This is a genomic window from Streptomyces sp. NPDC059861, assembly GCF_042731435.1.
GTDB lineage: Bacteria > Actinomycetota > Actinomycetes > Streptomycetales > Streptomycetaceae > Streptomyces.
Map to the genome: position 1 here is coordinate 65,152 of NZ_JBHWJQ010000034.1, position 20,811 is coordinate 85,962.

The following is a 20,811-nucleotide window of genomic DNA, read 5'->3' on the forward strand; positions in this document are numbered from 1 at the left end:
AGGCTTCTCTTGGGCGGGGGGTTTGTGGGTGTTGTTTTTTTTTTTTCTCTCGCGGGGGGGGCGCGGCCCGGCCGGGGGGGGGCCCCCCCCCACTCGCGTCTTGCGGCTGCCGTCTGGTCGTCTGGTTCGTCTTGCGGCCGGATGGCGAGCGTAGCGCCGGGCGTTTCACGTGAAACATCGGCAATCAGCGCTGTTTCACGTGAAACACGGATGCGGGTGCTACTCCGTCTCCCCGGGCGCTCACCCGACGGATTGCTCAGCGGGTCGCGCCTGTGACGAGCCAGCGGCCCGAGCGCGTGCGCAGCCACAGGGTCAGCATGCGAACCGTCATCATCAGCGTCATGGCCACCCAGAGTGCGGTGAGTCCGCCGCCGACTGTGGGCACCAGAAGTGCCACGGGGGTGAAGACGGCGAGGGTGACGAGCATCGCCCAGGCAAGATAGGGGCCGTCGCCGGCGCCCATCAGAACACCGTCCAGGACGAAGACGACTCCGCAGATCGGCTGGGAGAGCGCCACCACCAGCAGGGCGGGGAAGGCAGCGTCCTTCACGGCGGAGTCGCCGGTGAACAGCGGCAGGAAGGCCGGGCGGGACGCGATGACGAGAAGGCCGAGGACGAGGCCCACCGCGATGCCCCACTGGACCATGCGGCGGCAGACGTCGCGTGCTCCCTTCGGGTCGTCGGCGCCGAGGTAGCGCCCAATGATGGCCTGCCCGGCGATCGCGATGGCGTCGAGCGCGAAGGCCAGCAGGCTCCACAGGGAGAGGATGATCTGGTGGGCGGCTATGTCGGCGTCCCCGAGTCGGGCCGCGACGGCTGTCGCGATCATCAGGATCGCCCGGAGTGAGAGCGTGCGGACCAGCAGAGGCGCCCCGGCCTGTGCGGAGGCTCTGATCCCGGCGGCGTCCGGCCGTAGCGAGGCGTCGTGCCTGCGGGCGCCGCGGACGACGACCACGAGATAGACGGCGGCCATGGCGCACTGGGCGATCACGGTGCCCCAGGCGGAGCCGGCGATGCCGAAGCCGGCGCCGTAGACGAGGAGCACGTTGAGGACGCCGTTGGCGACGAACCCTCCGACGGCGACGTAGAGCGGCGTCTTCGTGTCCTGCAGGCCGCGCAGCACACCGGTCGCGGCGAGGACGACGAGCATGGCGGGGATGCCGAGGGAGGAGATCCGCAGGTATGTGATCGCGTAGGGGGTCGCCGTGTCCGAGGCGCCGAAAAGTTCCACGAGGAACGGTGCAGTGGGCAGGACGACGGCTATGACGCCGGCGCCGAGCAGCAGGGCCAGCCAGATGCCGTCCATGCCCTGACGGATCGCTGCCGGGAGATCGCCGGCGCCGACGCGACGGGCCACGGCCGCCGTGGTGGCGTAGGCGAGGAAGACGAAGATGCTGACGGCGGTCGTGAGGAGTGCCGAGGCGATGCCGAGTCCGGCGAGTTGGGCGGTGCCGAGATGACCGACGATCGCGCTGTCGGCCAGGACGAAGAGGGGCTCGGCGACCAGTGCGCCGAAGGCCGGGACGGCCAGCGAGACGATCTCTCGATCGTGGTGTCGCCGGGCGGCCCGGGAGGTCGCGGGAGCCTGTGTCATGAGCACCAATCTAATCTTCCACAGGTAAGAGACGCAATGACAGGGTGACCCTTACTCGGCTTGTTGCTCAGCGTAGTGTCGCGCACTGTTCGAAGCGATCTTGAGCCGACTGGGGAAGTTTTTCTTCTGCACAGCCGGTGGACGGGAAAGGTGCAGGTCAGGCGCTGTTCCGAGGGGGTGGTGCGGGCTTGTTCACAGGCCTGTCCACCGTGTCGTGCACAGGTTTCGCGGAGTTCTCCACAGCATCCGGGCCGTCGTCCACATGGCCTGTGGATAACCAGATTGGCTGACGGTGCCCGGGGGCCTAACGTGGACCGGCGCCCGCTCCTCCGCCGGCTCGTGGAACCGTCACAAAACCGACGCGTCAGAACCGGAGCCGGGCCTCTTAGTTGTCAGTGCCGTGCCATAGAAATAGGGCGCACGGCGAGGTCCGCTCGGCGGACGGGAGGAGGTGGCTCGGTGAGCATTTCCGAGCCCTTGGACGACCCGTGGGCCGACAGCGGTCCCAGCGATCGTCTGCCCTCCCGCCGCCGCCCGGAAGGCGGCCGAGGTCGAGAGGAACAGCACGAGCGAGGGCGGGAGAGCGATTCCTGGGACGGCGGAGGTTCGTCCTTCGAGCGGGTCCCGCCGCAGGATCTCAACGCCGAACAGTCAGTGCTGGGCGGCATGCTGCTGTCCAAGGACGCCATCGCCGACGTCGTGGAAATCCTCAAGGGACACGACTTCTACAAGCCGGCGCACGAGACGATCTACCAGGCGATCCTCGACATCTACGCCAAGGGCGAGCCGGCCGACCCCATCACCATCGCCGCCGAGCTCACCAAGCGCGGCGAGATCAACAAGGTCGGCGGGGCGTCGTACCTGCACACGCTCGTCCAGACGGTGCCGACCGCGGCGAACGCCGAGTACTACGCGGAGATCGTCCACGAACGGGCCGTCCTGCGCCGCCTCGTGGAGGCCGGCACCCGGATCACGCAGATGGGATACGCGGCCGACGACGACGTCGACGAGATCGTCAACCGGGCCCAGGCCGAGATCTACGCCGTCACCGAGCAGCGCACCAGCGAGGACTATCTGCCGCTCGGCGACATCATGGAGGGCGCGCTCGACGAGATCGAGGCGATCGGGTCACGCACCGGCGAGATGACCGGTGTGCCCACGGGTTTCACCGACTTCGACTCACTCACCAACGGTCTGCATCCAGGCCAGATGATCGTCATCGCCGCGCGTCCCGCGATGGGTAAGTCGACGCTGGCGCTGGACTTCGCGCGGGCCGCGTCGATCAAGAACAACCTGCCGAGCGTCATCTTCTCGCTCGAAATGGGGCGCAACGAGATCGCGATGCGTCTGCTGTCCGCCGAAGCCCGTGTCGCGCTGCACCACATGCGCTCCGGCACGATGACCGACGAGGACTGGACGCGGCTGGCCCGCCGGATGCCGGACGTCTCCGCCGCCCCCCTCTACATCGACGACTCCCCGAACCTGTCGATGATGGAGATCCGCGCCAAGTGCCGCCGCCTCAAGCAGCGCAACGACCTGCGGTTGGTGGTCATCGACTACCTCCAGCTGATGCAGTCGGGCGGATCCAAGCGCGCCGAGAGCCGTCAGCAGGAGGTCTCGGACATGTCCCGAAACCTCAAGCTCCTGGCCAAGGAGCTGGAACTCCCGGTCATCGCGCTGTCCCAGCTGAACCGTGGCCCCGAGCAACGCACCGACAAGAAGCCGATGGTCTCCGACCTGCGTGAATCCGGCTCCATCGAGCAGGACGCCGACATGGTCATCCTGCTGCACCGCGAGGACGCCTACGAGAAGGAGTCGCCCCGCGCGGGCGAGGCGGACCTCATCGTCGCCAAGCACCGAAACGGCCCGACCGCCACCATCACGGTGGCCTTCCAGGGCCACTACTCCCGCTTCGTGGACATGGCCCAGACCTGACAAGATCGCGGACGCACGGAAGGCGTGACTCCCGTGGCCGGCTGCCGGTGGGCAGCCGGCCACGGGGAAATGTGCTCGACGTCTGCCGCGCGGGCGGATGGACTGGGGGCATGACTACATCTCAGGAAGAGCTGCTTCCCGGTACGCGCCGGGCGCTGATCCATCGGCTTGCCGTGGCGCAGTCCGAAGGGCGAGCCCCGTCGATGGTCGCGGCGGTCGTGCGGGACGGGCGTGCCGTGTGGCATGGGGCGCGTTCGTCGGTGGACGGTGAGGTGCCGGACGAGAACGTCCAGTACCGGATCGGTTCGATCACCAAGACCTTCACCGCGGTTCTCGTGCTGCGGCTGCGCGACGAGGGCCTCCTCGACCTCGGTGACCGCCTGGAGAAGCATCTTCCGGGTACGAGCGCAGGCGAGGCCACCATCGCCGAACTGCTGGCGCACACCAGCGGGCTGGCCGCCGAGTCCCCCGCGCCGTGGTGGGAGCGCAGCCCCGGGTCGCTGCGTCCGGAGCTGTCCGACGTGCTCGGTGAGCGTCCCTTCCTGCATCCGTCCGGTCGGCGCTTCCACTACTCGAACCCCGGCTACACGCTGCTGGGCGCGCTCGTCGAGAGGCTGCGCGGTGCCCCCTGGGAAGAGGTGCTGCGACGCGAGGTGCTCCAACCCCTGGGCCTGGACCGGACGAGTGGGCAGCCGTCCGCGCCCCACGCGGGTGGCTGGGCGGTCCATCCCTGGGCCGATGTGCTGCTGCCGGAGCCCGCTGAGGATCTAGGACGGATGGCTCCCGCCGGTCAGCTCTGGTCGACCACCGGGGACCTGGCACGGTTCGCCGTGTTCCTGGCTCAGGGCGACGAGCGGGTGCTGAGCGCGGAGACCGTACGGGAGATGCGGGCGCCCGCGGCGCCGGCCGAGGCCGCGGATCTCGCAGACGGCGCGTCGTACGGACTCGGGTTGCAGATCCAGCACCGGGACGGCCGGCTGCTCGTGGGCCACTCCGGTTCGCTGCCCGGCTTCCTCGCGAATCTCACCCTCAGCGTGGCGGACGACGTCGCGGTGGTGGTGCTCGCCAACTGCACCTCCGGCCCGTTCCTGTCGATGGTGGGCGCCGACCTCGTACGCATCGTCGCCGAGGCCGAGCCGCGGATTCCCGAACCGTGGCGACCGCTGCCCGAAGTCCAGCCTGCCGTGCTGGAGTTGGCGGGCCAGTGGTACTGGGGGACGTACGCCTTCGGGCTGCGTCTGACGGGAGGCGGCGGGGTGTCGCTGGAGCCGCTGTCCGGGAAGGGGCGTGGCGCGCGCTTCCGGGCCAACGGGGACGGCACCTGGACCGGGCTGGAGGGCTATTACGCCGGAGAGCTGCTGAGGCCCGTACGGCGGGCGGACGGGTCGCTGAGCCACCTGGACCTCGGGTCGTTCGTGTTCACGCGTCAGCCGTACGAGGAGGCGGCGGAAGTGCCGGGGGGAGTGGACCCGGAGGGGTGGCGGGGGATCGGTTAGGCGCCTGCGTTCAGCGCGTGTGGCGAAGGGCCATGTTTCACGTGAAACATGGCCCTTCGCGCTGGGCTTCAAAGCTTCAGAACTGGAGCTTGAAACCCACGTGGGACGCCGTGAAGCCAAGCCGTTCGTAGAAGCGGTGGGCGTCCACACGGGTGGTGTCGGACGTCAGCTGGACCAACTGGCAGTCCTGGCGCCGGGATTCCTCGACGGCCCATTCGATGAGCTGGGTGCCGAGACCGCTGCCCCGCTCGTCGCTGTGGATACGGACCCCCTCGATGATCGACCTGGTCGCTCCTCGCCGGGAGAGCCCGGGAATGATCGTGAGCTGGAGGGTGCCGACGACACGGTCTTCCCGAACGGCGACGACGAGATGCTGGTTCGGGTCGGCGTCGAGGCGCTCCAGGGCGGACCGGTACGGGGTCAGGTCGTCCGGTGATTCGCGCTGTGCGCCGAGCGGATCGTCGGCGAGCATGCCGACGATCACGGGGAGGTCCTCCGTGACCGCGGCTCGTATTTCAAGATCTCCCATAGCCGCACCCTATGCGGGCACGTTCACCGACTCCACGACCCGGACCAGCGGAGCCAGCTCAGGGACCTTGGCCGCCTCGTCGAGCGCCTCGCGCAGGGCGGCGTCGTTGGTCGGCCGTGCCTCCTGAAGCAGCTTCAGCCCCGCCTCGGTCACGTTGGTGTAGATGCCGCGGCGGTCGGTGGGGCACAGGTACCGCTCCAGCAGGCCGCGGTCCTCGAGGCGGGTCACCAGCCGGGTGGTGGCGCTCTGGCTGAGGACGACCGCGTCGGCCACCTGCTTCATCTGCAGATGCCCGCCGTCGCCGTCGTGCTGTCGGCTGAGCACGTCGAGCAGGGAGTACTCGCGCACGCTCAGGCCGTGCCGGGCCTGCAGGGCGCGCTCGATGTGCGCCTCGATCCTCCCGTGCAGCAGGGAGAGGGCGCACCAGCCCTGTGCGAGGGCGGTGAGCGCGGGGTCCGTCGCTGTCATTGGGTTCCTCCGTCCCGGAGCTGCTGAGTTCAGGATAGAGCAACCGCGCAATAGTCGGCGTTTGTATATAGCCCGCGTCTACAACTATTGTGGACGCACGCAAAGCGCTCCTGCAATCGTCTGGGAAGGTGTATTGCCCCATGCCTCTCGCGCTTCTGGCCCTCGCGATCGGGGCCTTCGGAATCGGCACCACAGAGTTCGTGATCATGGGCTTGCTGCCCGAAGTCGCGGCCGACTTCGGGGTCTCCATCCCGACAGCCGGTTTTCTGGTGACCGGCTACGCACTCGGCGTGATGTTCGGTGCCCCGCTGATGACCGTGCTCGGTACCAAGATCTCCCGTAAGCGGATGCTGATGGTGCTGATGGGGTTGTTCATCGTCGGCAACCTGCTCTCCGCCTTCGCCCCGGCCTTCTCCGTGATGCTCATAGGCCGTGTGGTCGCCTCGCTCGCCCACGGTGCCTTCTTCGGCATCGGCTCGGTGGTCGCGGCCGAGCTGGTCGCCCCGGACAAGAAGGCCGGAGCCATCGCGATGATGTTCACCGGCCTGACCGTGGCCAACGTCGTCGGCGTCCCGCTTGGCACGCTCCTCGGGCAGTCCCTGGGGTGGCGCGTCACCTTCACCGTCGTCGCCGCGCTCGGTGTCGTAGGCCTGGCCGGTATCGCCAAGCTGGTCCCGGAGACGCCGAAGCCCGAGGGTGTGCACCTGCGGCACGAACTGGCCGCCTTCAAGAACGTCCAAGTGCTGCTCGCCATGGCCATGACCGTCCTCGGCTTCGGCGGTGTCTTCGCGGCCATCACCTACATCGCGCCGATGATGACCCACGTCGCCGGTTTCGCCGAGGGCTCCGTCACCTGGCTGCTGGTCCTCTTCGGCCTCGGCATGGTGGCCGGCAACCTCGTCGGCGGCAAGTTCGCCGACCGTGCCCTGATGCCGATGCTGTACGTCTCCCTGGGCGCTCTCGCGGTCGTGCTCGCGCTCTTCACGCTCACGGCGCACGACAAGATCCTCTCGGCCGTCAGCATCGCGCTGATCGGCGCGCTGGGCTTCGCGACCGTCCCGCCCCTCCAGAAGCGCGTCCTCGATCAGGCGCACGGCGCCCCGACCCTCGCCTCCGCGGTGAACATCGGCGCCTTCAACATGGGCAACGCCCTCTCGGCCTGGCTCGGCGGTCTCGTCATCGCGGCCGGCCTGGGCTACACGGCCCCGAACTGGGTCGGCGCGGTCCTGGCCGCGGCCGCTCTGGTCCTCGCCGTCCTTTCGGCCGCCCTGGAGCGTCGTGGCGGCACCTCGAGCGCCGTCGTCGCGGCCGGTGTCGCCGCCGAGGAACGGGCCGCCGTCCACCATTGACCTGCCGGACCCAACGGGCCCGTACGCCCGCCGTACGTCCCACAGCGTCCGTCGCCATCGACCCCGAGCCGGGTCCTCGCGGGGCCAGGGTCGTCCCCGCGCCGGCCGGCTCCCTCACCGGCAACACATGAGGAGAAACCCGAAATGAGCACCGCCACCGCCGTCGCGCCCCTCACCATCCAGGACGCCGAGGTTCTCGTCACCGCTGCCCGTCGGGCCGCCGAGGCCGCCGGAGCAACCGTCAGTGTCACCGTCCTGGACGCCGGCGGGCATCTGCTCGCCTTCCGGCGCGACGACCAGGCCGTGCTGATCTCCGGAGAGACCAGCACCCGCAAGGCGTACACCGCCCTTCAGCTGAACGCGCCGACCGCCGACCTCGTCGACGTGGTCAAGCCCGACGGGCCGTTCCACTCCCTGCAGACCGCGCTCGATCGACCGCTGCTGTTCATCGCCGGTGGCCTGCCGGTTCACCGTGACGGTCGGCTGATCGGTGCGATCGGAGTGGGTGGCGGTGCACCGGAGCAGGACCACGGCTTCGCCACGGCCGCCGTGGAGAAGCTCGCCTGACGGCCGCTGGGGTCGTCGGGCCAGGACGCCGGTTCCTCCAGGGACCGGCGTCCTCCTCTTTCCGAACTCAGCCCGCTGCCACCGTCAGCGGGGCGAAGCGCCGGCGCCAATCACCCGGGAGTTCTGACACCCCGTACGTCATCACCGTGTTGAAGGCCACCGATGCCAGTCCGCGCTCCTTCGCCCACGTCAGCAGCTCCTCGTGCCGTACGTCGATGTCGGTGCGCAGCGGGCGATCGGTGTGGGCGGCGAGTGAGGCGATCAGGGCCTTGGCGGTCTCCGTGTCATGTGCGATCAGCGGACCCACGACATGCGTCTCCATGTTGGGCCAGACCGCCGCGTAGCCGGTGATGCGGCCGTCCTGCTCGGCGACCCGTACATGGTCGGCGAAGGCGGGCAGACGCGTGACGATGTGCGTGCGGTCGGCACCGAACACCTCGGCGTCGATACGGAGGATCTTGGGGAGGTCCTCGCCGGTCGCAGGGCGGGTGACCACCCTGGGCCCGGGTCCGCCGGGCATGAAAAAGCCGCGCAGCATCTCTGCGCGGCCGGTTGCCTTGAAGCCGAGTTCTTCGTAGAGCGGTCGACCGTTCGGGGTCGCGTGCAGGGTCAGTGGTGTGGTGCCCATCAGCGAAACCACGTGGCGCATCAACCGGCGCCCGATGCCCTGCCGTGCGTGCCGCTCGGCGACCAGGACCATCCCCACGGCTCCCAGTTCGGGGCGCTCCTGCGGCCCGTACTCGGTGACCGCGCAGGCGGCCACGAGCCCTCCCTGAGGGTCGTCGATGCCGTATCCCTTCCCGGCGGTGAGGAGGAAGCCCCACTTGTGTTCCTCGCGCGGCCACCCCCGGTCCTCGGACAAGTCGGCGCAGGCCTTGAGGTCGCGACGGGTCAGGCGGCGGATCGGCAGAGCAGCGAGGGGAGGATTAGGCACGCAGGTCAGGCTGTCTGACCGGTGCCCTTGGCGTCCACCCGTTTCGGCAGAGACGTGCGCCCTTTTGGCCAACTCGTGGAGTGCGACCGGACACATGGACGAGCGCGTGGTGTTTCACGTGAAACATCGGCGAACGGCGAGCATCCAACGGTCCCGCCGACCGAGCATCCGGCAGTCCCATCGGCCGGACCTTGGAAAGTCCGAGGCGCGCCCCACTAGCCTCCAGTGTCATGGCGAGACTTCATCTCTTCGATCTCGACGGCACATTGCTCCACGGCACCACCGCTCCCTTGGAGATCTCGCGGCAACTCGGGCTGGAAGCGGAGACGGTGGCGCTCGAACGGGAGATTGCGGCCGGGCTGATCGGCCCGCCGGAGTATGCGCATCGGGTGCACGCATTGTGGGCCGGCCTCACCGAAGCGCATGTGCTGGCGGCTTTCGATGGAGCGCCTTGGCTGGGGCGAATCCGTGACGTCTGGGCGGAGATCAGGCGTCGGGGCGACTACTGCGCGGTGGTGTCGTTGTCCCCCTCGTTCTTCGTCGAACGACTCACGGGCTGGGGTGCTCATGCGGCGCACGGTTCGCTCTTCCCCGCCGTACCGTTCACCCAGCCCCTGGACCCCGGCGGGGTGCTCAGCGCCGCGGCCAAGGTGCTCATCGCCGACCGCCTGTGCCGGGAGTTCGGGGTGACAAGGGCGGACTGTGTCGCATACGGGGACTCCTCTTCGGACAAGGAGCTATTCGGGGTCGTCCCGGTTTCCGTCGCCGTCAATGCGGATCGCCATCTGACCGGCCTGGCGACCCACTCGTACGCGGGGAGGGATCTGTGGGATGCCTATGAATTGGTGTGTCACGCCCAGTAATTGGGGGAATCGCTGGATCTCCCCATCGTCAAATTCGTGAGCGTGCAAGGGGGGACTTGTGTGCGGGCCGGGGGCCGGTAGGGTCGACTCCGGTTCCCGTACGGAAGACGGAGCACACTTCCCGTCGGGGCCGAGAGCAGGGCAATGCAGCCTAACGGGACGGAGAGATCGAAGACCCGCATTCTCGGTTAAGCGGCCGGGCGTCCACAGGAAGTGGGACGCTGCGGTGAGAACGCTGCGGCCAATGTCACACTCTCTCCCTGCTTGTCCGTACGCATCGGGAACAGGGTTGACTATGGCTGCGTTGGCCGCGACGCCGAGCGGGAAAAGCAACCGGCTGCGGAGGAAGCAGGCATCTTCCGACTGAGGAAGTGCGCAGACCGACCGAAAGATGTTCGAGGCGAGGCACACCATGGACGCTCCGACCACCACGTCGGCCGACAGCGGCTCTTCGAACGGCGGAGGCGGCTGGTTCACGCCGCGCAAGCAGCCGGCGCCGACGCAGGGAACCGAGCGGGAGGCCGCAGACGGCAGCCGCCTGGCCGGCATGCGCACGGTGGGCAGGGCCGCGCCCGGCCATGACTCGGGCGCCCCGGCGGACCAGGCCGCACCGAACGCCACCTCGCGGCACCCGGAGCCACACGGACATCCCGAAGCCGAAGAGCCGCTTGCCCGGCCGTACGTCACCGAGGCCCTCTCCCGGCCGCAGACGCCGGCCCCGGCCACCGGCGGTCAGCCCCGCCCGGCCTTCGGGTCCCCGGCTGCCGGTCATGTGGCAGAGGCCGCGCCAGAGCCGCAACCACAAGGCTCGGGAGCCTCTCCGTGGGAGGCGGACGCACCGATCCCGCAGGCGCTGGGCGAAGAGCGGCCCCCTGAGCCGCACACGCGCCCGCACCAGGCGGAGCCGTTCGCAGGCGCGCAGCCCTCGCACTCAGCCCCCTCGGGCGGCACGTCGCCTGCTCAGAGTGCCAGGGCCGCCGCCCCCGACGTCGCGGCGGATCATGGACGAATAAGCCGGGCGGCCGTGTCCACGCCCGCGCCGCCCCCGACCCGCACCGAAGCCCGACCGTACGACCAGCGCACCACGGCCACCACCGAGGCTCCGCCCGCCCCGCACCGCGTGCCCCCGCAGCGCCATGCGCCGGCCGACCACACGGAGCCGTCGCTCTTCACGGCCGGCGGTAGCCCCTCCGCAGCCCCGACCCCCCACACAGCGCCGTCCGCGGCCCCGGCCGCCGCGCCGCACGCGGCTCCTGCCGCCCCACACACTGAGCCGTCGGGCGTCGCCACGCACCCCCAGGCACCCAGCCCCGCTCCGGCCTCCCACGCGTCCACCCCGGCCCCGCAGGCGTCCACCCCGCCCTCGCACGTGCACCCCGCACCCACCGCCACCGTCCCGCAAGCCGCCCCCGCCGGTCCGGCCCCGCACGCCGAACCGCCCGCCGCCACTTCCCAGGGGGACGCTTCCCCGGACGCAGTCCTCATCCGGCGCACCATGGCCACCGTCGCCCCCGTCGCCGACAAGGTCACCTCGTACTTCTACGCTCTGCTCTTCGTGCGCCACCCCGACCTGCGCCCACTCTTCCCCGCGGCCATGGACGCCCAGCGGGACCGCCTGCTCAAGGCGTTGCTCACGGCCGCCGAGCACATCGACAACAGCGACGTGCTCGTCCCCTACCTGCAGAACCTGGGCCGCGGCCACCGCAAGTACGGCACGCAGCCCGATCACTATCCGGCCGTGGGCGAGTGCCTGATCGGCGCGCTCAGCCGATACGCCGAGTCCGTGTGGAACGACGAGACGGAGGCGGCGTGGGTACGGGCGTACACGACGATCTCGCAGGTCATGATCGACGCGTCGGCCGCGGACGAGTTGCGCTCCCCGGCCTGGTGGCACGCGGAGCTCGTCTCCCACGACCTCAGGACCCCCGACGTCGCGGTCGTCACCGTCCGCCCCGACCAGCCCTACCCTTTCCTCGCCGGGCAGTACACGAGCCTGGAGACGCCGTGGTGGCCGCGCGTCTGGCGGCACTACTCCTTCTCCTCGGCACCCCGCTCCGACGGCCTGCTCAGCTTCCATGTGAAGGCGGTTCCGGCGGGCTGGGTCTCCAATGCCCTGGTGCACCGCGCCCGGCCCGGCGACGTCATCCGGCTCGGTCCGCCGGCCGGTTCGATGACCGTGGACCACACCACGGACAGCGGACTGTTGTGCCTGGGCGGCGGCACCGGAATCGCGCCGATCAAGGCCCTGGTCGAGGACGTCGCCGAGCACGGTGAGCGGCGGCCGGTCGAGGTGTTCTACGGCGCACGCACCGACCACGACCTGTACGACATCGACACGATGCTCAGGCTCCAGCAGGCCCACCCCTGGCTCTCCGTGCGCGCGATCATCGACCAGCAGTCGCACCTCCAGCTCCCCGACGCCATACGGGAGTACGGCCCCTGGACCGAGTACGACGCCTATCTGTCGGGCCCGCCCGGCATGATCCGCAGCGGTGTGCACGCCCTGCGGGACGTCGGTGTCCCGGCCACGCGCATACGGCACGACTCGCTGGAGGAACTCGTCGCCACCGGAAGCTGACGTACGTGGCGAGATGCCGGGAGGGGGGCGGCCGCACGCTCCGGATGCCGACCGGCTCAGCCGAGATCTGGCGCGTGCATGGCCCGTACGCCCTCGATGTTCCCGTCGAGGTAGTGCCGTAGCGACAGCGGTACGAGGTGCACGGAGGCGATCCCGACGCGGGTGAACGGCACTCTGACGATCTCGTACTCACCCATGGGCTCTTCGACCTCGGGGCCGTGCCGCAGGGAGGGGTCCATGGATTCGAGCCGGCAGACGAAGAAGTGCTGCACCTTCACACCGGTCGAGGCGCTGTCCTCACCGATGTGCTCGACGGTGTCGACGAAGCACGGCACGACATCAGTGATCTTGGCGCCCAGTTCCTCGTACACCTCGCGGTGGAGGGCGTGGACGACGGTGGGATCACCGGGTTCGACCCCGCCACCGGGGGTGACCCAGTAGGGATCGACGCCGGGCTTGGTGCGCTTGATCAGGATGAGGTCGTCACCGTCCAGGAGGACGGCGCGGGCGGTGCGCTTGACCACGGGTCGGACGGTCATGGGAGAAATGTGGCCCGCGATGTTCCACGTGAAACATCGCGGATCGTCACCCCGCGGGATCGGTGAGTGAAGCCGCTGGATGCCGGATTCAGCACCAGTCGGTGGCTGCCCGCTGAAGCCACTCGTGCGCCCGCGCGATACGCGGCATGGCCAACGTTCCGGTGCGCACCACCAGGAAGTACGTGCGCAGCGGCGGCACCGCCGGTGCATGCAGCGCGACCACCTCGCCGCGCTCCAGGGCGGGCGCGCACAGATAGCGGGGCAGCACCGCGAGCCCGGCTCCCGCGGCGGCGCAGGCGAGGACGGCACGCAGGTCGGGAACGATGACGGTGCCGGACGCGGCCGGGCGGGAGTCGAAGACGGAGGCCCAGTAGCGGGCCACGAACGGCAGCGACTCGTGCACCTCGACCACGGGGAGGTTCTCCAGAGCGGGTGCGCCCTCGTCGCGCAGTGTCCCGGTGTCGATCTCCTCGGCCCAGCGCGGACCGGCGATCAGGACGTGCTCCTCGTCGCAGAGTGCAGTCGCAGTGAGCAGAGCGCCGCGTGGGCGGGCGGTGCTGATGGCGAGATCATGATGGCCGGCGGCCAGCCCTTCCAGCGTCTCCTCGGCGTTGCCGAAGGAGGCCCGCAAGGCGAACGCCTGGCCGTCGTCACCGGTCAGTTCCACGAGCGCGGGCAGCGCCCGTTCGGCGGTGAACTCCGGCGGACCGGCCAGGTGCAACGTACGCAGTGAGGACTCGTCGTCGAGTCCGCTCTCGGCGATCTCCACCAGCGCGTCCAGATGCGGAGCGGCCTTGTGCGCGAGCTCGTCGCCGGTGGTCGTCGGCGTCACGCCGCGCGCCTGCCGTAGGAAGAGGGGGCGGCCCAGTTGTCGTTCGAGCGTGCGTATCTGGGAGGTCACCGCCGGCTGGGAGAGGCCCAGCAGTGCGGCGGCACGGGTGAACGATCCGGCCCGGTGCACGGTCACGAACGTGCGCAGCAAGGCCAGATCCATGGCGCGCCCACCCCCTCCCGTGCGCAGCTCCCACCCCTGAAGCAGTGCCCAACTATAAATAAGTCGATAGGTCTCTGTCGCTACTGTGATTGGACACTGACAGAGAGTCAACTAGCCTTGTTCGCGCGGTTCTTAGCGCGCGGAACCGGGGACGGTCCGAGCCACGAGGGGGGAGGCTCGGACCGTCCGATCTCCGTAGCCGGATCCCTCACCGGGCGTCCGGCAGGCGGTCACCGCGCCGACTCGTCCAGGGCGCGCAGCACATCCGCGACCAGGTCCGCGGGGTCCTCGGCGCCGACCGACAGCCGGATGAAGCCCTCCGGTACGGCGTCCCCTCCCCAGCGCCCCCGTCGCTCGGCGGTGGAGCGCACCCCGCCGAAGCTCGTCGCGTCGTCCACGAGTCGCAGCGAGTCCAGGAAGCGGTCCGCACGCGCGCGCGTGGGCAGCGTGAAGGACACCACGCAGCCGTAGCGGTGCATCTGCTCAGAGGCGATCTTGTAGGACGGGTCGCTCATCAGCCCCGGGTAGCGCACCCCGAGCTCCTCCGGCCAGTCGCGCAGCGCTTGGGCCACCTTCAGGGCTCCGGCGTTCTGCCGGTCGACGCGCATCTGGAGCGTGGCGATCGAACGATGCGCGAGCCAGGCCTCCATCGGCCCCGGGATCGCCCCGACGATCTTGCGCCACCGGCGTACGGCGGCCATGGCCTCGGCGTCGCGGCCGACGACGTAGCCGAGGAGGATGTCCCCGTGCCCGGTGAGCTGCTTCGTGCCGCTGGCCACGGAGAAGTCTGCGCCGAGCTCCAGGGGGCGCTGTCCGAGCGGTGTGGCGAGTGTGTTGTCGACGGCGACCAGGGCACCGCGCTCGTGCGCCGCGTCGGCGAGGCGCCGGACGTCGCACACGTCGAGCCCGGGGTTCGACGGTGTCTCGATCCACAGCAGCTTCGCCCCGTCCAGGACGCCGAGCTGGGCGTCGCCGCCGGTCGGCGCGGTGCGTACCTCGATGCCGAACGCCTCCAGCTGCTGTCGCACCAGCGGCAGCACCTGGTAGCCGTCGCTGGGCAGCACGACCGCGTCACCCGCGCGCAGCTGTGAGAAGAGCACCGACGAGATGGCGGCCATCCCGGAGGCGAACACGAGGGCCTCGGCGGCGTCCTGTCCGGGCGCCTCCAGCTCGCCGATCGCCCGCTCGAGGTGCGTCCACGTCGGGTTCTCGTCGCGGCCGTAGGCGTACCCACCCGTCGGGTCGCCCGGCAGATGGAAGTGGGCGGCGAACACCGGACCCGGCAGGGTCGGCTCGTGCTTCACCGGCTCGGGCAGCCCCGCCCGCACCGCGCGCGTCCCCTCGCCGAAGCCCCGCTCCGCGCCCGTACCGCCTGCCGAATCGCTCATGCCGCCCGTCCTTCCAGGTGCTCGCGTACCGCGGCGAGCAGTCCCGTGCTCGCCGTCTCCACCATCTCAAGGACCTCCTCGAAGCCCTCGCCGCCCCCGTAGTAGGGGTCCGGGACGTCGTCGCCCGCGGCGGGGTCGTAGGAACGCAGCAGGCGCACCTTCGCCGCGTCCTGCTCGGTGGGCGCGAGGCGGCGCAGCGCCTTCAGGTGGCCAAGGTCGAGCGCGATGACGAGATCGAGCCGGGAGAACCACGACGGCTGGAACTGCCGGGCGACGTGCGCACTGCCGTAGTCGTGCGCCCGAAGCACGGCCACGGTGCGAGGGTCGGCGGGCTCGCCCTCGTGCCAGCCGCCCGTGCCGGCGCTGTCGACCTCGACGAGCCCGTCCAGCCCGGCCTCGGCTGTGCGCGCGCGGAAGACGGACTCGGCCATCGGGGAACGGCAGATGTTGCCGGTGCAGACGAAACAGATGCGGTAGGTCATGGTGCTCAGTCGCGGTCGGGAAGGATGACGTTGAGGGCCCAGGAGACGATCGAGATGATCAGGCCGCCCAGGACGGCCGTCCAGAAGCCCTCTACATGGAAGCTCAGGTCGAACTTGTCGGCCAGCCACGAGGTCAGCAGCAGCATCAGCGCGTTGACGATCAGGGTGAACAGGCCGAGCGTGAGGATGAGCAACGGCAGGCTCAGAAGCTGGACGAGGGGCTTGACCAGAAAGTTCACCAGACCGAAGATCAGCGCGACCACGAGCAGCGTGCCGACCTTCTTCCCGGTGCTGTCCCCGGTCAGCGTGATCTTGTCGAGCAGCCACACGGCGACGGCCAGGGCGCCGGCGTTGGCGATCGTCTTGACTACGAAATTCATCATGTGTCTGATCGTGGCAGACGAGATCGGATACGAGTACGGGCGTGAGGCGACGAAGCGATGAAGGCATTCCGGCTGGACGAACTGGAAGCGGAGCGCGCCGCCAACGACGGCGCCTACCTGCAGTTTCTGCGGGAGCGGAACATGTCGGTCGGTCTCTACGCGCTTGACGCGGGCGAGCATGATCCGCAGAAACCGCACAATCAGGATGAGGTGTACTTCGTCGTCAGCGGCCGTGCCGCGATCACCGTCGGTATGGAGACCATCGAGGTGGCCCGGGGCAGCGTGGTGTACGTCCCGGCCGGGGTGGTCCACAAGTTCCACCACATCAGCGAGGACCTGCGGGTGCTCGTGATGTTCTCGCCACCCGGGAACTGACTGGCGGACTCGGGGTTTTCGGGTCCCGCCTCCCCGGATTCCCTAGGGGATCGGTCAGGGGAGGACAAGGGCTGCCGGACCTCCGTAAGGCGCCTCGCCGGCCCTAGCATCGAGGCAGGACATCAAGGGACCTGGCGGGACCGGAGGGCTCAGTGGGAGCCAAGCGGCCGGTGGGCGGAGAGAAGGACAAGGGCGATGCGAGAGATCTTCGCGGGTCTGCCGTGGTGGGTGAAGTGGATCGCGGTGCCGGTCATCGCTCTGGTCGTGTTCGGCGGCGTGATAGCGAGCGTCGTGGGCTTTGTGATCGGACTGCTGTTCAAGGTGCTGGTCTTCGTCGCACTGGTCGGGGGACTCATCTACGTCGTACGGAAGTTCACGACGAACTCCTCGTCGCGTGGCGACTGGTAAGAGGAGTGGGTGACGGAACCGGTGACAAGGGTTACCGGTTCCCTCGGGGGAGGGAAGTTTCCGGGCGGACGGTCTGCGAGCGGTGGCGGGCCAATAGAGTCCGGAACTCGACGCGGGCAGTACCCCGCGAGCGGCGTACACACCCGTACACCCCCTCCCGTGTTACCCCTGCACGGGCTGCCCCCCTCGCGCTTCGGGAGTGACCCTTGGCCACGGCAGACACCGCACCGGCAGACCCCTCCTCACCCCCCACACCCCAGCACAACACCACCCTCATCGGCTCCGTGCAGCGTGCCATCCGCCTCCTGGAGGCCGTCGCCGCGCACGAGTACGGCGCCCCCGCCAAGCAACTGGCCCGCGAGACCGGCCTGGCGCTCCCCACGACGTACCACCTGCTGCGCACGCTTGTGCACGAGGACTATCTGCGCCGGGAGAAGGGGCTGTTCTTCCTCGGCGAGGCAGCTGAGCGACTGAGCAGCAGCGGAGCCGAGCAGAAACGTCGCAGCACGGTCATCGACGCCCTGGCGCGCTGGCGGGACTCCATCGGCGTGCCCGTGTACTACGCGATCTACCGTGAGGGCGAGATCGAGATCATGTGCGTCTCCGACACCCCTGGCAATCCGGCGGTGGAGGAGTGGGCCGACTTCCGCGAGACCGGCCACGCGCACGCGATCGGACAGTGCCTGCTCTCGCAGCTCGACGAGAACATCCGCCGGGACCATCTCGACCGCTATCCCGTGCAGTCGATCACCCCCTACACCGTCCCTGACAGCCGCACCCTGCTGCAACGACTCGAACGCACGAACCGGATGGAACCGGTGACCGAGCGCCAGGAGTACGCGCTGGGGACGGTGTGCGCCGCAATTCCCATCACTGTGGGTGACACGGCCGGAACGATGGCGATCTCGCTTCCCAGTCATCAGGCGGACCGACTGCTGCCCGCGGTACGGCAGTTGCGGAGCGAGATGACCCGGGCGGTCGGGTCACTCGCGATCTCTATCAGTATCTGAAAACTCACTCCTTGTGATCTGGTGTGCACTTTCAGCAAGATGCCACCAGGTACCAGAGGTTCATTCCCGGCCAATCGAACGGCAAGTGACGGGGTAGGCGATGCGCGAGTCCGTACAGGCAGAGGTCATGATGAGCTTTCTCGTTTCCGAGGAGCTCTCCTTCCGCATCCCTGTGGAGCTGCGCTACGAGACAGGCGATCCCTACGCCGTGCGGCTGACCTTTCACCTGCCCGGGGATGCCCCGGTCACCTGGGCCTTCGGCCGGGAGCTGCTGATCGACGGGGTCGGGCGACCGTGCGGGGAGGGCGATGTGCGGGTCTCGCCGGTCGAGCCCGAGTCGCTGGGCGACGTTCTGATCCGGCTTCAGGTGGGCAGCGACCAGGCGCTGTTCCGATCCTCCACGGCGCCGCTGGTCGCCTTCCTGGACCGTACGGACAAGCTGGTGCCGCTGGGCCAGGAGGGGGCGCTCGCCGACTTCGACGCGCATCTCGACGAGGCGCTGGACCGGATTCTGGCGGAGGAGCAGAGCGCGGGGTGAGACACGCGATGAAGGCGGCTGGTGTAACGCTTCGCCTGGGGTGAGTGGGGTTGGTGTGACTTGCGGTGGCCGGGGTCGATGCCTGTGCCGAAGGCTTCGGGTCGGTCGGCATTCGTCGAAGGCTTCGGCCGGTCGGCCTTCGCCGAAAGCTTCGGGGCGGGGGCCTGGGTAGGTGCGGCTCCGGCTGTGGGAGCCGACCTTGCAGGAACGCTTCTGCGCCGGAGGCCTGCGGATCCGCCGGAGCATGGTGGGTGCGCCTTGGCCAGGGCGAGTGCGATGCCTGAGAAGGGCGTGTGCCCTGCCCGCGGCGGCGGCAGTGCCTGCGCTTACGGGGCGCATGGCTTGCGCCTACGCGGCGCCGGGCTCGCGCCTACGGGGCACAGGCCTTACGCCTACGGGGCTCAGCGCTTGCGTCGCCGTCCTCTCCCCGTGCGGGCCGGTACCGCAGCCTCGCCGACACCGCCGCCGACGGTGGCCGGCGCTGTGCCGGGTGTCTGGCCGGACCGGTCGGCCGAGACCACCAGGGCCGCGAGTGCCGTGGTGACCGGCACCGAGGCCACCAGGCCGATCGAGCCGACCAGCGTGCGCACGATCTCCTCCGCGACTAGCTCGCTGTTGGCGACCGTCCCGACGCTGCTCTGGGCGATGGAGAAGAGCAGCAGCAGTGGCAGTGCGGCGCCCGCGTAGGCGAGGACCAGGGTGTTGACGACGGAGGCGATGTGGTCGCGGCCGATGCGGATGCCGGCCCGGTACAGTCCGCGCCAGCCCATCGTGGGGTTGGCCTCGTGCAGTTCCCAGACCGCCGAGGTCTGCGTGACCGTCACGTCGTCGAGGACACCGAGCGAACCGATGATGACGCCGGCCAGCAGTAGACCGCTCATGTCGATCGTCGGGTAGAGGCCGTGGATGAGGCCGGTGTTGTCGTCGGTGTTGCCCGTGAGCGCCGCCCAGTCGATGAACAGCAGGCCGAGGACGCCGATCAGCAGCAGTGAGATCAGGGTGCCGAGCACGGCCACGGATGTTCGGGCCGACAGACCGTGGCACAGATAGAGCGCGATCAGCATGATGGCGCTCGCCCCGACCACGGCGACGACCAGTGGGTTCGAGCCCTGCAGAATCGCGGGCAGGATGAAGAAGTTGAGCACGAGGAAGCTGATGGCCAGAGCGACCAGTGCCATCACGCCGCGCAGCCGTCCGACGGCCACGACGGCCAGCGCGAAGAGGCCGGCGACCAGGGCCATCGGGAGACGGCGGTTCACGTCGGTGACCGAGTACTGCAGGTCCTCGGGCGCGGAGGGCTCGTAGGCGACCACGACCTTCTCGTCCTGGTGCAACTGCCGTGACTGGTCGGGTTGCACGACCTCGGTGAAGGTACGGCCCTTGTCCTCGCCGGTGTCGATGCGGATCGTCGCGCGTTTGCAGGTGCCGTTCGCCTGCTGCTGGGCGGAGGAGCCCTCGGCGGTGGAGGTGTCGCCGTTCGGTGTCGGCGCCGAGCCGTTGACGGAGTCGCAGGGCAGTTCCTCGACCTTGGTGACCGTGGCCTGTTGGGTCTGACGGTCGAAGCCGACGCCGGTGCGCTCGTGCGACGGGGTACCGCCGGGCCACAGCACGGCGAGGCCGACCACCACGGCAGCGGCGAAGGGGATGAGTACCGCCGCGATGACCTTGCGCAGGTGCATGGAGACGGGGGCCGCGGGACCGTGGGCGTGACTGTGCGAGTGGCCGTGCCCCTGGCCACCACCGGAGCCGTGCCCCGGCCCGTCGTCGGGGCCTTGGCCGTGTCCTTGGCCGCCGCCAGGTCCTTGACCGTGTCCGTGGCCGCTGCCCGGTCCGTGACCGCTACTGGGCCCCTGGCCGTGTCCGTGGCCGCCGCCGGGCCCGGGATGCTCGTCACCGTCACCCTGGCCGAAACCGCGACCATGACCGCCGCCCCAACCTTGACCACCACCCGGGCCCTGACCACCGCCTGGACCGTGACCACCACCGGGACCGTAACCACCGCCCGGTTCGGAACCGTACCCCTGACCACTTCCCGGGCCGGCACCGTGCCCCCTCCCGTCCCCGGCACCGGAGCCGCCCTGCCCGGGAACGCCCCCGGCCCCGCGCCAGCCGCCCGGTCCCATACCCGAGGCAACCCCACCCCGCCCGAAGCCCGATCCGTCGCCCGAACCCGAGTTGCCCGGACCAGATCCGCCACCGGGACCGAAGCCGGGCCCGCGCCCGGAGCCGAAACCCGGTCCGCCGCCCTGCCGCATGCCGGGAGCAGCGCCCCGGCCGTCGCCGTGACCGCCGCCCTGCCGCATGCCGGGAGCAGCGCCCCGGCCGTCGCCGTGACCGCCGCCCTGCCGCATGCCGGGAGCAGCGCCCCGGCCGTCGCCGTG

At 69.7% G+C, this 20,811-nt stretch carries 20 protein-coding genes; 10 read left to right on the forward strand and 10 right to left on the reverse strand.

Annotated features, from left to right (window positions below; all coding sequences use genetic code 11):
• Nucleotides 1–256 precede the first annotated feature (256 nt).
• Nucleotides 257–1,594, reverse strand: a complete 1,338-nt coding sequence (locus ACFV6X_RS26625) for an MATE family efflux transporter (RefSeq protein ID WP_385387462.1) — start codon at nucleotides 1,592–1,594, stop codon at nucleotides 257–259.
• Nucleotides 1,595–2,053: 459 nt separating this feature from the next.
• On the opposite strand from ACFV6X_RS26625, the gene dnaB reads away from it, so the two are divergent.
• The gene (gene dnaB, locus ACFV6X_RS26630) at nucleotides 2,054–3,529 is read left to right on the forward strand and encodes a replicative DNA helicase (protein WP_385387464.1); all 1,476 of its coding nucleotides are present in this window, start codon (nucleotides 2,054–2,056) and stop codon (nucleotides 3,527–3,529) included.
• 110 nt (nucleotides 3,530–3,639) lie between these two features.
• Entirely contained in the window at nucleotides 3,640–5,025 is a 1,386-nt protein-coding gene (locus ACFV6X_RS26635) for a serine hydrolase domain-containing protein (RefSeq protein ID WP_385387466.1), read from the forward strand.
• 76 nt (nucleotides 5,026–5,101) lie between these two features.
• Here ACFV6X_RS26635 and ACFV6X_RS26640 read toward each other — a convergent pair whose 3' ends face one another.
• Nucleotides 5,102–5,554, reverse strand: a complete 453-nt coding sequence (locus tag ACFV6X_RS26640) for a GNAT family N-acetyltransferase (protein ID WP_385387468.1) — start codon at nucleotides 5,552–5,554, stop codon at nucleotides 5,102–5,104.
• Between the two features lie 9 nt (nucleotides 5,555–5,563).
• Entirely contained in the window at nucleotides 5,564–6,022 is a 459-nt protein-coding gene (locus ACFV6X_RS26645; protein ID WP_385387469.1) for a MarR family winged helix-turn-helix transcriptional regulator, read from the reverse strand.
• A 140-nt stretch (nucleotides 6,023–6,162) separates the two neighbouring features.
• Here ACFV6X_RS26645 and ACFV6X_RS26650 point away from each other — a divergent pair, with 140 nt between their 5' ends.
• A complete protein-coding gene (locus ACFV6X_RS26650) occupies nucleotides 6,163–7,371 on the forward strand; it encodes an MFS transporter (RefSeq protein WP_385387471.1) in 1,209 nt (402 codons plus the stop codon).
• 144 nt (nucleotides 7,372–7,515) lie between these two features.
• Nucleotides 7,516–7,938, forward strand: a complete 423-nt coding sequence (locus ACFV6X_RS26655; RefSeq protein WP_385387473.1) for a heme-binding protein — start codon at nucleotides 7,516–7,518, stop codon at nucleotides 7,936–7,938.
• Nucleotides 7,939–8,005: 67 nt separating this feature from the next.
• Here the strand turns inward: ACFV6X_RS26655 and ACFV6X_RS26660 are convergent, their stop codons facing one another.
• The gene (locus ACFV6X_RS26660; RefSeq protein WP_385387475.1) at nucleotides 8,006–8,872 is read right to left on the reverse strand and encodes a GNAT family N-acetyltransferase; all 867 of its coding nucleotides are present in this window, start codon (nucleotides 8,870–8,872) and stop codon (nucleotides 8,006–8,008) included.
• Nucleotides 8,873–9,102: 230 nt separating this feature from the next.
• Here ACFV6X_RS26660 and ACFV6X_RS26665 point away from each other — a divergent pair, with 230 nt between their 5' ends.
• Entirely contained in the window at nucleotides 9,103–9,735 is a 633-nt protein-coding gene (locus ACFV6X_RS26665) for an HAD family hydrolase (protein WP_385387476.1), read from the forward strand.
• A gap of 1,009 nt (nucleotides 9,736–10,744) precedes the next feature.
• Complete coding sequence (locus ACFV6X_RS26670; RefSeq protein WP_385387506.1) at nucleotides 10,745–12,313, forward strand: globin domain-containing protein; 1,569 nt, start codon at nucleotides 10,745–10,747, stop codon at nucleotides 12,311–12,313.
• A gap of 56 nt (nucleotides 12,314–12,369) precedes the next feature.
• Here ACFV6X_RS26670 and ACFV6X_RS26675 read toward each other — a convergent pair whose 3' ends face one another.
• The 5 genes from ACFV6X_RS26675 to ACFV6X_RS26695 form a co-directional block, all read right to left on the reverse strand.
• Complete coding sequence (locus ACFV6X_RS26675) at nucleotides 12,370–12,852, reverse strand: NUDIX domain-containing protein (protein ID WP_385387478.1); 483 nt, start codon at nucleotides 12,850–12,852, stop codon at nucleotides 12,370–12,372.
• 88 nt (nucleotides 12,853–12,940) lie between these two features.
• Entirely contained in the window at nucleotides 12,941–13,846 is a 906-nt protein-coding gene (locus tag ACFV6X_RS26680; RefSeq protein WP_385387480.1) for a LysR family transcriptional regulator, read from the reverse strand.
• 230 nt (nucleotides 13,847–14,076) lie between these two features.
• Nucleotides 14,077–15,234 (reverse strand): cystathionine gamma-lyase, encoded by a 1,158-nt coding sequence (locus tag ACFV6X_RS26685; protein WP_385387482.1) that lies wholly within the window; start codon nucleotides 15,232–15,234, stop codon nucleotides 14,077–14,079.
• Nucleotides 15,231–15,716: a low molecular weight protein-tyrosine-phosphatase gene (locus tag ACFV6X_RS26690; RefSeq protein ID WP_385387483.1), complete on the reverse strand. Its 486-nt coding sequence runs from the start codon at nucleotides 15,714–15,716 to the stop codon at nucleotides 15,231–15,233. The genes ACFV6X_RS26685 and ACFV6X_RS26690 overlap by 4 nt, the downstream gene beginning before the upstream one ends.
• A gap of 5 nt (nucleotides 15,717–15,721) precedes the next feature.
• On the reverse strand, nucleotides 15,722–16,099 hold the full coding sequence (locus ACFV6X_RS26695) for a phage holin family protein (protein ID WP_385387485.1): 378 nt from the start codon (nucleotides 16,097–16,099) through the stop codon (nucleotides 15,722–15,724).
• 57 nt (nucleotides 16,100–16,156) lie between these two features.
• Between ACFV6X_RS26695 and ACFV6X_RS26700 the strand changes: the two genes are divergently transcribed.
• The 4 genes from ACFV6X_RS26700 (at nucleotide 16,157) to ACFV6X_RS26715 (ending at nucleotide 18,430) form a co-directional block, all read left to right on the forward strand.
• On the forward strand, nucleotides 16,157–16,474 hold the full coding sequence (locus ACFV6X_RS26700) for a cupin domain-containing protein (RefSeq protein ID WP_385387487.1): 318 nt from the start codon (nucleotides 16,157–16,159) through the stop codon (nucleotides 16,472–16,474).
• Nucleotides 16,475–16,669: 195 nt separating this feature from the next.
• Nucleotides 16,670–16,882: a DUF5326 family protein gene (locus tag ACFV6X_RS26705; protein ID WP_385387489.1), complete on the forward strand. Its 213-nt coding sequence runs from the start codon at nucleotides 16,670–16,672 to the stop codon at nucleotides 16,880–16,882.
• 206 nt (nucleotides 16,883–17,088) lie between these two features.
• Nucleotides 17,089–17,892 carry an IclR family transcriptional regulator gene (locus ACFV6X_RS26710; protein ID WP_385387491.1) on the forward strand — a complete coding sequence of 268 codons (804 nt, stop codon included), beginning with the start codon at nucleotides 17,089–17,091 and terminating at the stop codon, nucleotides 17,890–17,892.
• A gap of 100 nt (nucleotides 17,893–17,992) precedes the next feature.
• On the forward strand, nucleotides 17,993–18,430 hold the full coding sequence (locus ACFV6X_RS26715; RefSeq protein WP_365454862.1) for an SsgA family sporulation/cell division regulator: 438 nt from the start codon (nucleotides 17,993–17,995) through the stop codon (nucleotides 18,428–18,430).
• 401 nt (nucleotides 18,431–18,831) lie between these two features.
• Here the strand turns inward: ACFV6X_RS26715 and ACFV6X_RS26720 are convergent, their stop codons facing one another.
• Nucleotides 18,832–20,109 carry a YibE/F family protein gene (locus tag ACFV6X_RS26720; protein WP_385387493.1) on the reverse strand — a complete coding sequence of 426 codons (1,278 nt, stop codon included), beginning with the start codon at nucleotides 20,107–20,109 and terminating at the stop codon, nucleotides 18,832–18,834.
• Between the last annotated feature and the right edge of the window lie 702 nt (nucleotides 20,110–20,811).

Excerpts from the sequence above, each read along its gene's own strand:
- ACFV6X_RS26625 (WP_385387462.1), bottom strand. The coding sequence starts at position 1,594 with ATGACACAGGCTCCCGCGACCTCCCGGGCCGCCCGGCGACACCACGAT.
- ACFV6X_RS26635 (WP_385387466.1), top strand. The coding sequence starts at position 3,640 with ATGACTACATCTCAGGAAGAGCTGCTTCCCGGTACGCGCCGGGCGCTG.
- ACFV6X_RS26640 (WP_385387468.1), bottom strand. The coding sequence starts at position 5,554 with ATGGGAGATCTTGAAATACGAGCCGCGGTCACGGAGGACCTCCCCGTG.
- ACFV6X_RS26645 (WP_385387469.1), bottom strand. The coding sequence starts at position 6,022 with ATGACAGCGACGGACCCCGCGCTCACCGCCCTCGCACAGGGCTGGTGC.
- ACFV6X_RS26650 (WP_385387471.1), top strand. The coding sequence starts at position 6,163 with ATGCCTCTCGCGCTTCTGGCCCTCGCGATCGGGGCCTTCGGAATCGGC.
- ACFV6X_RS26655 (WP_385387473.1), top strand. The coding sequence starts at position 7,516 with ATGAGCACCGCCACCGCCGTCGCGCCCCTCACCATCCAGGACGCCGAG.
- ACFV6X_RS26665 (WP_385387476.1), top strand. The coding sequence starts at position 9,103 with ATGGCGAGACTTCATCTCTTCGATCTCGACGGCACATTGCTCCACGGC.
- ACFV6X_RS26675 (WP_385387478.1), bottom strand. The coding sequence starts at position 12,852 with ATGACCGTCCGACCCGTGGTCAAGCGCACCGCCCGCGCCGTCCTCCTG.
- ACFV6X_RS26680 (WP_385387480.1), bottom strand. The coding sequence starts at position 13,846 with ATGGATCTGGCCTTGCTGCGCACGTTCGTGACCGTGCACCGGGCCGGA.
- ACFV6X_RS26685 (WP_385387482.1), bottom strand. The coding sequence starts at position 15,234 with ATGAGCGATTCGGCAGGCGGTACGGGCGCGGAGCGGGGCTTCGGCGAG.
- ACFV6X_RS26690 (WP_385387483.1), bottom strand. The coding sequence starts at position 15,716 with ATGACCTACCGCATCTGTTTCGTCTGCACCGGCAACATCTGCCGTTCC.
- ACFV6X_RS26695 (WP_385387485.1), bottom strand. The coding sequence starts at position 16,099 with ATGATGAATTTCGTAGTCAAGACGATCGCCAACGCCGGCGCCCTGGCC.
- ACFV6X_RS26700 (WP_385387487.1), top strand. The coding sequence starts at position 16,157 with ATGAAGGCATTCCGGCTGGACGAACTGGAAGCGGAGCGCGCCGCCAAC.
- ACFV6X_RS26705 (WP_385387489.1), top strand. The coding sequence starts at position 16,670 with ATGCGAGAGATCTTCGCGGGTCTGCCGTGGTGGGTGAAGTGGATCGCG.
- ACFV6X_RS26715 (WP_365454862.1), top strand. The coding sequence starts at position 17,993 with ATGCGCGAGTCCGTACAGGCAGAGGTCATGATGAGCTTTCTCGTTTCC.
- ACFV6X_RS26720 (WP_385387493.1), bottom strand. The coding sequence starts at position 20,109 with ATGCACCTGCGCAAGGTCATCGCGGCGGTACTCATCCCCTTCGCCGCT.